The 12732-nt window shown below is 34.4% G+C and carries 7 protein-coding genes; all 7 read left to right on the forward strand.

From position 1 onward, the window contains the following. The first annotated feature begins 17 nt into the window (after positions 1 to 17). The 7 genes from SOM12_RS02040 to SOM12_RS02070 all read left to right on the forward strand — a co-directional run bounded on the left by SOM12_RS02040 (position 18) and on the right by SOM12_RS02070 (position 12437). Positions 18 to 1751, forward strand: coding sequence for a RagB/SusD family nutrient uptake outer membrane protein (locus SOM12_RS02040; protein WP_320492208.1), 1734 nt, complete (start codon positions 18 to 20; stop codon positions 1749 to 1751). 251 nt (positions 1752 to 2002) lie between these two features. After that, entirely contained in the window at positions 2003 to 3205 is a 1203-nt protein-coding gene (locus SOM12_RS02045) for a DUF1343 domain-containing protein (protein WP_320492209.1), read from the forward strand. A gap of 300 nt (positions 3206 to 3505) precedes the next feature. After that, positions 3506 to 4333: an N-acetylmuramic acid 6-phosphate etherase gene (murQ, locus tag SOM12_RS02050; RefSeq protein ID WP_250836957.1), complete on the forward strand. Its 828-nt coding sequence runs from the start codon at positions 3506 to 3508 to the stop codon at positions 4331 to 4333. A gap of 169 nt (positions 4334 to 4502) precedes the next feature. Further along, positions 4503 to 6011, forward strand: coding sequence for a sodium:solute symporter (locus tag SOM12_RS02055; protein WP_320492210.1), 1509 nt, complete (start codon positions 4503 to 4505; stop codon positions 6009 to 6011). Between the two features lie 75 nt (positions 6012 to 6086). Beyond that, positions 6087 to 9083, forward strand: coding sequence for a glycoside hydrolase family 3 N-terminal domain-containing protein (locus tag SOM12_RS02060; RefSeq protein ID WP_320492211.1), 2997 nt, complete (start codon positions 6087 to 6089; stop codon positions 9081 to 9083). Positions 9084 to 9201: 118 nt separating this feature from the next. Next, a complete protein-coding gene (locus SOM12_RS02065; RefSeq protein WP_320492212.1) occupies positions 9202 to 10473 on the forward strand; it encodes an acyltransferase family protein in 1272 nt (423 codons plus the stop codon). A 473-nt stretch (positions 10474 to 10946) separates the two neighbouring features. Beyond that, positions 10947 to 12437, forward strand: a complete 1491-nt coding sequence (locus tag SOM12_RS02070) for a PLP-dependent aminotransferase family protein (RefSeq protein ID WP_320492213.1) — start codon at positions 10947 to 10949, stop codon at positions 12435 to 12437. Positions 12438 to 12732: the final 295 nt, after the last annotated feature.

Consider the following 12732-nt stretch of genomic DNA (forward strand, 5'->3'; position numbering starts at 1 on the left):
TATTCAAAACTCTTACAATGAAAAAATATAATATAAAATCTAAGTTTCTGCTAATGTTTGCAACTGCTTTACTTGCAGGAAGCGCAGTTAGCTGTTCAGATTATCTTACTGATGATCCAGCAGATAAATTTACAAACGATAACTTTTGGCAGTCAGAAGATAACGTAAAAACCTTTTCATGGCTTAATTATGATACTTTTTATGGTTATGGAAACGGAACGACAATCGGACTTTCTTTCTTTTACTATCATGGAAGTGATTACAGAGTAGATGATAACTTGTCTGCCTTTACTTTCTATCAAATGCCAGTTACAGCTGCAACTACAAATCTTTATTCTTGGAATGAATATTACACGCTTATCCGTCGTTGTAACTTGATGCTGGAAAAAGTACCAACAGTAAGTATGTCTACGGAGAAAAAGAACCACTATATTGGAGTTGCTAAATTTTTTAGAGCTTATACGTATTTCCGTTTAGTGCAAAAATTTGGTGATGTACCGTATACTGATCAATATTTAGCTCAAGCTGATGCAGAAGTATACGCTCCTGCAAAACCAAGAGCCGAAATTATGGACAAAGTAATTGCAGAATTACAAGAAGCTGCAGATTTAATGTTGGTTAGCGATGATAAAAACGTTACAGCAAATAAATATACTGCTTACGCTGCTTTAAGCAATGCTTGCCTTTACGAAGGTACATACAGAAAATACCATTTAGGTCAAGATGGAAGCGCTTACTTAAACAAAGCAAAAGCAGCTTCATTGATGATCATGAACAATCCAAGCTACAAATTGAATGCAGATTGGAAAGGACTTTACAATTCAGTTGAATTACTTGGAAATACTGAAGTGATATTGGCAAAACGTTACTTAACAAACGTATTAATGCACTCACTTCAAAACTACACGAATACTTCAACGATTCAGTACGGTTTAACAAAATGGGCAGCTGATAGCTACGTAACCACAAACGGATTGCCTATTCAGCAAGCTGGAAACAGCCAATATACTGGTGACGATACGGCTGCTAAAACATTTGCTAACAGAGATCCTCGTTTTGCAAAAACAGTAAACCCAGCAAATTATGGTTATAAAGGAAAACCTTTTGGTACTGCAGCTTTGGTTTCTATGTCAGGATATGTATTTGAATTGTACAACAACCCTGCTACAACTGGTCCAGATGTAACTACTGGAGGACGTAACTACACAGACGCTCCATTATTTACTCTAAGCGAAGTATATTTAAATTATGCTGAGGCTTGCGCTGAGTTAGGAACAGCAACCAACAGCGATCTTGATTTATCGATCAATAAAGTTCGTGCACGTGCAGGAATTGCTCCTCTAACAACAGATGGAACAAATGCTTCTGCAAATGGTGTGCAGATTAATGACCCAAGAAGAACTTCGTCTCTAGAACAACTTTCTGGTGTTGTAAATCCGTTAATCTGGGAAGTTCGTCGTGAACGTCAAATCGAATTCATGAGCTGGACTACTTTAAGACAAGCTGATATTTATCGTTGGAAAAAAGGAGATTACTTAGACACTAGCAAAAACCCTGATGTGAACCTAGGAGCTAGAATTGGAACTCCAGTTGGATCGCAAACTGTTGTGGACGGAAATGGATATGTGAAAATATACCCAGCAAGCACAAGAACTTTCGAACCTAAGCATTATTTAATGAACATTCCAACGAATGACATTGATTTGTACAAAGCGCAAGGTGTCGATTTAAAACAAAATCCAGGGTGGTAATTCGGTAAAACTGAAAAACCACATCTAATACAACTGCCTCCGACGTGAGACTTTTCGGAGGCAGTATTTTAAAATACTCTCTTAAACACATTGTGACCAATAAAAAGGCCAAATAAAAAATTAATCCTGATTCATGCAGGTTATATCTTGTTAGTTTTTAGATTCCCCAAATCTGCCTAAAACATTCATATACTCCGATAAAATCTTAATTTTATTAGTCCATTTTGTCTCTAACTAATAACTGTATTAAAATGATAAAATTTATAGCAAAAAGTGCTTTTGTTACAGCATTTCTGTTTTATAGCCCGTCATATTCTGCAACCATTCAGCCAGATAAAAACGTTATTTCAGCAGAAATTAACAACGCTGTTATAAAAACAGGTGCAGACAATTACGAAAAATATTTACCGCTTTTAAAAGATAAAAAAGTTGGAATTGTAACCAACCAAACCGGAATTTTATCTGATAAAACGCATGTGGTTGATTTTCTATTGGAGAAAAAAATTACTGTTCAGAATATTTTTGCTCCCGAGCACGGATTTAGAGGAACAGCCGATGCCGGCGAACATATCGTTGACGGAAAAGATCCGAAAACAGGTCTGCCAATTATCTCACTCTACGGCGACAACAAAAAACCAAAACCAGCGCAGTTATCTGGAATTGATGTCATGATTTTTGACTTGCAAGATGTAGGCGCACGCTTCTATACCTATATTTCTTCTTTGCATTATGTGATGGAAGCTTGTGCAGAAAACAATATTCAGCTTATTGTTTTTGATCGTCCAAATCCAAATGGTTCTATTGTTGACGGACCGCTTTTAGAAAAAGAATTTACCAGTTTTGTCGGCATGCACCCTATTCCGCTCCTTCACGGAATGACAATTGGTGAATATGCGCAAATGGTAAATGGTGAAAAATGGTTAAAAGATGGCGCTCAATGCAAACTAACCATAATTCCTTGTGTAGATTACAACAGAACAATGCCTTATAGTTTATTGGTAAAACCGTCTCCGAATTTGCCAAATGACCAGTCTATAAATTTATACGCAAGTTTATGTCTTTTTGAAGGAACAAATGTGAGTATGGGACGCGGAACTGAGAAACAATTTCAAATCTACGGTTCTCCATATTTAACCAAAAGCAATTTCAGTTTTACTCCGAAACCCAATTTTGGCGCAAAAGATCCTTTATACAATGGAAAAGAATGTTTTGGTGAAGATTTAACTGCATATCCAAAATTGAAGCAATTAGAATTGAAATGGCTTATTAAAGCGTACCACAATACCAGCGACAAAACAAAATTCTTCAACGCATTTTTTACCAAACTGGCTGGAACAAAAAAACTACAGCAGCAAATTGAAAGCGGTGTTTCTGAAGCTCAGATAAGAAAGACTTGGCAGAAAGATCTTGAAGCTTTCAAAAAAATGCGAACAAAATACCTGATTTATAAATAATATTTCTAATTCAGTTCCTTTAGACTTAATTTTTTAAACAATAGAAACATAGACTTTGATAGACTTACACAAAAGCGTTTCATTAGCATAAACACACACATATATATTGCTATGCAGAAATGTAGTTCTCTTTGGTTTGCTTTTTAAAGATTGGTTACCTTTTTAAACAAAAATCAAAACCTGTGTTTCTATGTTTTTAAAATTAAATTCTATTCTAGATAAAAATATCAAACTATTAATGTAAAATAGAGAAGCCTGATAGTAGAAAAATCTCGGTTTCAAAAATCAAAAAAAAGAAAAATGAAAAATAAAAATCCTGAAACTGAACAAGAATCTTTGTACAAAGACTTGGATCAAATGAGCGTGAAAGAACTTCTTACAAACATTAATACAGAAGACAAAAAAGTTCCGCATATTATTGAAGAACAGATTCCTAAAATAGAAAAACTGGTTAAGGCCATTGTAAAAAAAATGCAGCTGGGCGGAAGATTATTTTATATTGGAGCTGGAACTTCTGGGAGAATCGGAATTTTAGACGCATCTGAATGTCCGCCAACTTTTGGTGTTCCGCATGATATGATTATCGGAATCATTGCTGGTGGGGACACTGCCATTAGAAAAGCGGTAGAAAATGCTGAAGACGACACCGAACAAGCATGGAAGGATTTAGCAAAATTCGAAATTTCGAGCTTAGATATGATTATCGGAATTGCTGCGTCTGGTAATACGCCTTACGTTTTAGGAGCTCTTAAAAAAGCTAAAGAACACAATATTAAAACAGGAAGTATTTCTTGCATCAGTAACGGACTTATTGCTCAAGAAGCCGATTATCCGATTGAATTAATTGTAGGGCCTGAATTCTTAACAGGAAGTACAAGAATGAAAGCAGGAACGGCTCAAAAATTAACTTTGAATATGATTTCTACTTCGGTAATGATCAAATTAGGAAAAGTAAAAGGCAATAAAATGGTTGATATGCAGCTGTCTAACGAAAAATTGGTTAAACGCGGTATCAAGATGATCATGGAAGAACTTGGCATTGAATACGATGTTGCCGAAGAATTACTGCACACACATAAAAGCGTTAGAGCTGTACTTTCAGCTCACAACAAAAATCAGGAAAACTAAAACCACACTATCAAAATCTTTTTATAGATTTATACAAATTCAAAAGCTGAATAAATTCATTTTTTGGAGTTTTTAACACCGACCTAACAGAGTAAAATCTGTTAGGTCAATTAAAAAATTTCTGATTTGAATTATTTATAAAAACCAAAAAAAACACCAAAACTATAAAATGACACCAAGTACCATCCTTCTCCTTATTATCATTTATTTCGGAACATTATTCTATATATCACACAGAGTCAGCAGAAAAGACAGTGGAAATGAAGCCTTTTTTACTGCCAATAAAAATTCAAAATGGTATTTAGTTGCTTTCGGAATGATCGGAACGGCTCTTTCAGGAGTAACCTTTATTTCTGTTCCTGGAGAAGTTGGCGCACCAAGCGGTGAACAATTTAAATATTTTCAGTTTGTTTTAGGAAATGCGCTTGGATTTATTGTCATTACAAAACTCTTGCTGCCTTTGTATTATAGAATGAATCTGACTTCGATTTATGGGTATATTGAGCAAAGAATGGGCTTTTTCAGCTATAAAACAGCCGCTTCTATTTTCTTAATTAGCCGCACAATAAGTTCTGCTTTCAGATTGTATTTGGTGGTAATTGTTTTACAACGTTTTGTATTCGATTTTTATCATGTTCCTTTTGCCTTTACTGTTTTAATTTCGTTGCTGCTTATCTTTTCTTATACCTATAAAGGCGGATTAAAAACAATTATTATTACAGATACTTTACAAACGTTTTTCCTTGTAACTTCTGTTTTCCTTACTATTTATTTCATTTGCGATCGTATGGATTTGAGTGCCATTAGCGCTTTTGAAGAAGTGAAAAACAGTAATTATTCTAAGATCTTTTTCTTTGATGATTTCTTTGGAAGTAAATTTCATTTTGTAAAACAAATTCTGGGCGGAATGTTCGTAACCATTGCCATGACAGGTTTGGATCAGGACTTAATGCAAAAAAACTTAAGCTGTAAAAACATTGGCGAAGCACAAAAAAACATGTTCACTTTTACAGGAATCTTTGTTGTAATCAATATTTTCTTTTTGAGCGTCGGAGCACTTTTATACATCTATGCAAACAAAAACGGAATTGCAGTTCCAACCGATTTAGTTACCGGAAAACCAAGAACCGATTTGCTTTTCCCTGAAATTGCTTTAAATCATTTAGCACTTATTCCTGCAATCGTGTTTTTATTAGGAATTATTGCAGCAACATTTGCTACTACAGATTCTGCCCTAACAGCCTTAACGACTTCTTTTTGTGTTGACTTTTTAGGAATGGACAAAGCGGAAAACAGCCATAAGAAAAACACCGTAAAAATTAGACATTTAGTGCATATCAGTTTTTCTATTTTAATCTTTTTTATCATCCTAATTTTCAACTCAATCAATGATAGTTCAGTCGTAGGAATGATCTTTAAAGTTGCTTCGTACACTTACGGTCCATTATTAGGATTATACGCTTTTGGTTTATTCCAAAAATCAAGACATGTAAACGACAAACTGGTTCCGTTTATCTGTTTGCTTTCTCCATTGTTTACTTATTTTATCAATGAATATTCTAAAGTTTTATTTGCAGGATATGTTTTTGATAATGAATTAATTATACTAAACGGATTAATTACTTATTTAGGTTTATTTGTTACTAGTACGCGCAGTGAGAAAGAAATAAGTTTCTAATTCAGTACATCAATATTGATGAATCAATTTGAGTCTGAGTGTATTAAACTCAAATTGATTTTAAAAAAAAATTATATGAAAAATTCATTCATAAAAATCAGTTTATACGCCGCTTTTATATTTTTAATTACCAATTGCGCATCCAAAAAAAATAATGGCGCAACAGATGATAAAAAGAATATTCCTTTACAAGACACTGTTGTTTACGTACCCAAAAATACTTCAGAGAAAAAAACCTTCTTTAAAGATTCTGATAAAGAAACGGCTTGGGTTGACAGCATTTACAGTAAAATGACCGTACAGGAAAAAATCGGGCAATTGTTTATGGTTTCTGCCTATTCCAATAAAGATTCTGTACATGTTAATCAGATCAGCAAATTAATTGAAGATTATAAAATAGGAAACGTTATTTTCTTTCAAGGCGGGCCAGTTCGTCAGGCGAAATTAACCAACTTATATCAATCGAAAGCTAAAGTTCCTTTGATGATCGGAATTGATGCCGAATGGGGATTAGCCATGCGATTAGATTCAACGTATCGTTATCCTTGGAATATGACTCTGGGCGCTATTCAAGATTTAAGTTTAATCGAAAATGTGGGAAGAAATATGGCAGCCGAAAACAAACGAATCGGCGTTCATTTTAACTTTGCTCCTGTTTTGGATATTAATACCAATCCGAAAAATCCAATTATCGGAAACCGTTCTTTTGGCGAAGATAAAGTCAATGTAACCGAAAAAGCTCTTGCTTTAATGAAAGGCATACAAGGAAATGGCGTTTTCTGCACCGGAAAACACTTTCCTGGACATGGCGATACTTCAACCGATTCGCACCACGCCTTGCCTACCGTTAATTTTTCTAAAGAACGTATGGAATTGGTCGAACTATATCCGTACAAGAAACTGTTTGACGAAGGCCTGGCTTCTGTTATGGTGGCGCACCTTAATATTCCGAGTTTAGAATCACAGCCAAATTGCCCTTCTTCGGCTTCATATAATGTGGTGACCAATCTGCTTCAAAAAGAATTAGGTTTCAACGGATTAATTTTTACAGACGGTTTGGCGATGAAAGGCGCAGCCAATTTTAAAGGTCCTGGAGATCTAGAAATCGCTGTTATTTTAGCAGGAAACGATATTCTCCTTTGTCCAGAAAATGTACCAGTTGCTTTTCAGAAATTGGAAGAGGCTTACAATACACAAGTAATTACAGAAGAACGATTGGCACATTCTGTTAAAAAAATTCTTCATTTTAAATACAAAGCAGGACTGAACAAATACAAACCAATCGATTTAAACAATTTATACAATGATTTGAATCCGTCGCAAAATGATGCTTTGCATTATAAGTTGTATGAAAATGCGATTACGGTTTTAAAAAACGAAAAAGAAATTCTTCCGATAAAAGATTTAAGTGAAAAAATTGCTTACGTAAAACTAGGCGAAGACACGAACAGCGCTTTTATTTCTACGCTAAAAAAATATACTGAAATTACAGAAGTGAAAGACACGAATCTTGACAGTCTGAATAAAGAATTGAGAAAATTTGACAAGGTAATTATCAGCTATCATAAAGTAAATAAAGCTTGGGAAAAACAAGAATTCACATTACAAGAAATGCTTTGGCTGAAAGAAATTGCAAAACACAACAAAGTGATTTTGGACATATTTGCAAAACCATATTCGTTACTATCAATCAACAATTTTGATGATATTGAAGGATTGGTGGTTTCGTATCAAAACTCAGATATTAGTCAGGTTGTTTCGGCAGGATTGCTTTTTGGCGCTGTTGAAGCCAAAGGAAAATTGCCTGTTTCAATCAATGATGCTTTTCATGTAAATGATGGTTTGACCACCGAAAAACTAAATCGTCTTGCTTTTACAGCTCCAGAAAATGTAAATATGAATCCGGCAATTTTATCCAAAATTGATGCTGTGGCACAAAAAGCAATTGATGGAAAAATGGCGCCTGGAATGCAGGTTTTGGTGGCTAGAAAAGGAAATGTAATTTTTCAGAAATCGTACGGAGCCCAAACTTATGATAATGGCAAGAAAGTAACCGATTCAGATTTATACGACGTGGCTTCGATTTCAAAAATGATTTCGACACTACCAAATGTGATGCAATTGTATGATAAAAATAAAGTAGAGCTGGATACCAAACTGAAAGATATGTTGCCTTTTTTTGCTAAAACAAACAAAGAAAACATCACTTTCAAAGATCTCCTAAATCATTATGCAGGACTTCAAGCTTGGATTCCGTTTTACAAAGCGACGTTAGACAGCAACAATCAGCCTTCTGAAAAATACTATCGAAAAGCAGCCGAAAACGGTTTTACAACAAAAGTTGCCGACAATCTTTATATTCGAAACGATTATCATGATACGATTATGAAAATCATTGCTGAAAGTCCTGTAGCTCTGAAAAAAGAATACAAATACAGCGATTTTACTTTTATCATTTTAAAAGAATATTTAGAAAGAAAAACACATAAAAAATTAGAAGAGCTGAGTCAAGAAAATTTCTACAGCACTCTAGGAATGACTAATACGCTTTATAATCCGCTAGATAAATTTAACAAAAGTAATATTGCTCCAACTGAAATTGATAACTATTTCAGACATCAAGTCATTCAAGGTTATGTACACGACATGGCCGCGGCAATGGAAGGCGGAGTTGCAGGTCACGCAGGAATTTTTTCTAATGCGATGGATGTTGCCAAAATGATGCAACTTTATCTGCAAAAAGGAAATTACGGCGGAATTCAATATTTTTCTCCTCAGACTTTTGATGCTTTTAATACGTGTTATTACAAAGATCAAGGCGTTCTAAGAGGCTTAGGATTTGACAAAAGAGTGCACAAAGGCGGACCAACCTGCGACTGTGTTTCTGAAGCAAGTTTTGGTCACACAGGATTTACAGGAAACATGGCTTGGGCAGATCCAGAAACCGAAATTGTATATGTTTTTCTATCCAACAGAACCTATCCAGAAGTAGTGAATGACGAAAATAAATTAGCCAAAGGAAAAATCAGAGAAGAAATTCAACAGATCATTCAAGACGCGATAATGAAATAAAAATTCCAAATTTTAAATTCCAAAATCCAAAACCAAAAAATCTCAAAATCTATATTCTATATTCTATATTCTATATTCTATATTCTAAAATTCTAACCCTATCTAAAATATCAACCCAATGACAAAAGAACGTTTAACCTCACTCGATGTTTTTAGAGGATTTACCATTCTCTTAATGACGATTGTCAATAATCCGGGAAGCTGGTCATCTATTTATCCGCCTTTGGAACATGCTGAATGGCATGGCTGTACGCCTACTGACTTAGTTTTCCCGTTTTTTGTTTTTATTATGGGAACGGCTATTCCGTTTGCAATGCCTGTAAAACATTTTGACGGAAGTGTTTTCAATAAAATTTTAGTTCGATCGCTTCGTATTTTCTGTTTAGGATTGTTTTTAAGTGTTTTCAGCAGAATTCATTTATTTGGTTTAGAAGGAATTCCGTTATTAGGATTGCGATTAATAATTGCTTTTGCGGTTGCGTATACCCTTTTAGGAAACTTTTCAATGAAAGTCAAAACCATTCTTGCCATTGGTGTGTTTCTAATCCTTATTTCATTATCATTTAGCGGACTTGAACATTTTGAAGACACGAGAATTCCAGGTGTTTTACAGCGAATTGCCATTGTGTATTTCTTTACTTCTATTTTGTATTTAAAGACTAATTTAAAGACACAGCTTTTGGTTTTAGCAGGGCTTTTAGTTGGATATTGGCTTGTAATGGCTTTTGTTCCCGTTCCCGGATTTGGTCCTGCCAATTTTGATAAAGGAACCAATCTTGCCGCTTGGATAGACGATACGCTTCTAAATGGGCATTTATGGGCTTCATCTAAAACTTGGGATCCAGAAGGAATCTTGAGCACTTTGCCAGCCATTGGAACTGGAATTTTAGGAATGTACATTGGTCAACTATTAAACTTGTCTGTTGATAAAATAGAAATCGTAAAAAAGACCGCCATTGCAGGAACTGCTTTAGTAATTGGAGGTTTAATTTGGAACATCTTCTTCCCTATTAACAAATCGCTTTGGACAAGTTCTTATGTTCTGTATACTGCCGGAATTGCAACATTATGTTTAACGCTTTTGTATTATATAATCGATATTAAAGGACATAAAAAATGGACGAAATTATTCCTGATCTGGGGTGTAAATCCGATGATCGTATTTTTCTTTTCCGGAATAATTCCTAGAGTTTTAAGTGGCATAAAAGTAGCCGATCCTGAAAAAGCTGGCGAAGAAATTGGACTTCAAGCGTATATATATAACCACGGAATTGTTCCTTGTTTTGAAAACCCATTAAATGCATCACTCGCTTATGCTTTATCTTATGCTCTTTTCTGGTCGTTTATCTTATGGATTTTCTACAAAAAGAAACTGATTTTTAAAGTGTAATTAATATTATAATGAATTACCACAACGAGTTACAATTTAATATTCCGTAGGAATATCTGGTCGGTAGAAAAAGAATATATCATTTTGCATTGTGTTCCAGAGGAACACCTGATTTTATATAACAGCGTTCCGTTTTACCAATCAAACGTTCCTACGGAACGTATAACCGCAATCCAAATTAAATTCTACCGATGAAACATTCCTACGGAATGAATTGTTTTTGAGAATATATAATCACAATATTTAGCATAAACTTCGCAGAAAAAAATGACGCAGTTAAATGCTTGTTCAATTTCAGTCAACGGATTAATTGCATCTTATTCATTAAATAAAAAATATTTCAGCCGGACTTAATAGTTTGATTTGGTCATCGTTCTAGCACTTATTTAGGTAAGATCACTTTTCTTTTTTTCTAAAAATTTTAAGAAAAGCAGTATCTTGCCGTACTAATAAAAAGTGTCAGTTTATAAATTATGGATAGTCCGGTTGAAATTCCTTTTAAAAGCTTTATTCAGCTTAAACCAGAAGAGAGCACTGCTATTTATCTGCAGCTTGTTTTTGAGTTTATCAAAGCCATACAAACGGATTTTCTTCCCGAAGGCACCAAACTTCCCGGTACCAGAATTTTATGTAAAGTGCTTTCTGTTAACCGAAACACTTTAATCAAAGCCTTTCAGGATTTAGAATCGCAAGGCTGGATTGAAACACTTCCGAACAAAGGAACTTTTATTTTATCTCAGCAAAAACAAAAAAACAAAGCTGAATTTATTCTTTCGAAAGAACAAAATGTCTCTCAAGATAATATTGGCTTTAGTTTTCAGCGTTCGACTATTCTTGAAAGCCCAATAGAAATCAGTAATCTGCCGTATCAATTTAATGACGGAATGCCTGATTTAAGATTAGCTCAAACCGATGTTTTAGCCAGATTATATGTTTCGAAATTAAAGAGAAGAAAAACTTCTAAAACCTACGAGCAGATAGAATTGCGTTCGCATTCGAATTTTAAAACTCATTTTTCTAATTATCTGAATCTTACTCGCGGAATTCGTATTTCAACTTCAAATCTTCTTACGACAAGCAGTCACGAAATTGCTTTGTATTTGGTAACAAAAGTACTTATTGCTCCAGGCGATAAAGTCGTTGTAGCTTCGCCGGGATATTATATGTCAAACATGACGCTGACCAATACGGGAGCGCAGATAATTTCTATTCCGGTAAATGAAGACGGAATTGACACCAAACGTTTAAAAGAAATTTGCGAAACAACCAAAATTAGGGTTTTATACTTGACATCCAATTATCATTATCCAACCACGATTTCGCTTAGTGCTAAAAAAAGAATCGAAGTTTTGGAATTGGCCAACCAATACGGATTTGTGATTTTGGAAGACGATTATGATTTTGAGTTTCATTACGATAATAATCCTGTTTTGCCTTTAGCCGCTTTTGATTCCAATCAGAAAGTGGTTTATATCGGTTCTTTCGGAAAATCATTGCCATCAGGATTCAGTTATGGTTTTGTGGCCGCGCCTGCGGAATTTATCAAAGAACTCGAAAAGCATCAAAATATTCTTGAACCGAGAATAGATGTCATAAAAGAACAGGTTCTTACTGAATGGATTACCGAGGGGGAAGTGCATCGTCTTTCTAAGAAAAATAAAAAAATCTACAAAGAACGACGCGATCATTTTGTTTCGATTCTTAACGATAAACTAAAAGATAGAATTAAGTTTAAAATCCCGCCAAGAGGACTGGCAATCTGGGTCGAATGGCTGGATCATTTTAATCTGGTTCAGTTTCAAAAAGAATGTTCCAAACAGGGTTTATTTCTGCCAAAGACCATTTTATATCAGACCAAAAATCTTACCGCGACCCGTTTAGGATTTGGACATTTAGAGAAAGATGAAATGGAAAAAGCAGTTTCTATTTTGAGGGAATGTCTTGAAATAATTTTAGAGAAATAGTTTCTAATCTTTTCATCCATTAGGATACAAAATGAATATCTATTTCAAACATAACCCGTGGTTTCAGCCACGGGCTATTTTTGAATATAAATGCGTATAAAACAAAAATTGGATGTCTTTTGCTAAAGCCATTTTTGCAATTTATTACAGTATTATTTCTATTTCCCAGAAACGATGTCTTCCTAATATTTTTATAAACAAAATGGTGATAATTGTCTTCGCTATTTTCACTTGTCAAAATAAATTTATAATTATATCAAAATTGTTTTGGTTTTTCAAAACAATAGACAACCAA

This window comes from Flavobacterium sp. CFBP9031, assembly GCF_034044945.1.
Taxonomy (GTDB): Bacteria; Bacteroidota; Bacteroidia; order Flavobacteriales; family Flavobacteriaceae; genus Flavobacterium.

Bases quoted from the DNA above. Each gene is read 5' to 3' on its own strand.
- SOM12_RS02060 (WP_320492211.1), top strand. From the start codon at position 6,087: ATGAAAAATTCATTCATAAAAATCAGTTTATACGCCGCTTTTATATTT.
- SOM12_RS02070 (WP_320492213.1), top strand. From the start codon at position 10,947: ATGGATAGTCCGGTTGAAATTCCTTTTAAAAGCTTTATTCAGCTTAAA.
- SOM12_RS02040 (WP_320492208.1), top strand. From the start codon at position 18: ATGAAAAAATATAATATAAAATCTAAGTTTCTGCTAATGTTTGCAACT.
- SOM12_RS02065 (WP_320492212.1), top strand. From the start codon at position 9,202: ATGACAAAAGAACGTTTAACCTCACTCGATGTTTTTAGAGGATTTACC.
- SOM12_RS02055 (WP_320492210.1), top strand. From the start codon at position 4,503: ATGACACCAAGTACCATCCTTCTCCTTATTATCATTTATTTCGGAACA.
- SOM12_RS02045 (WP_320492209.1), top strand. From the start codon at position 2,003: ATGATAAAATTTATAGCAAAAAGTGCTTTTGTTACAGCATTTCTGTTT.
- murQ (WP_250836957.1), top strand. From the start codon at position 3,506: ATGAAAAATAAAAATCCTGAAACTGAACAAGAATCTTTGTACAAAGAC.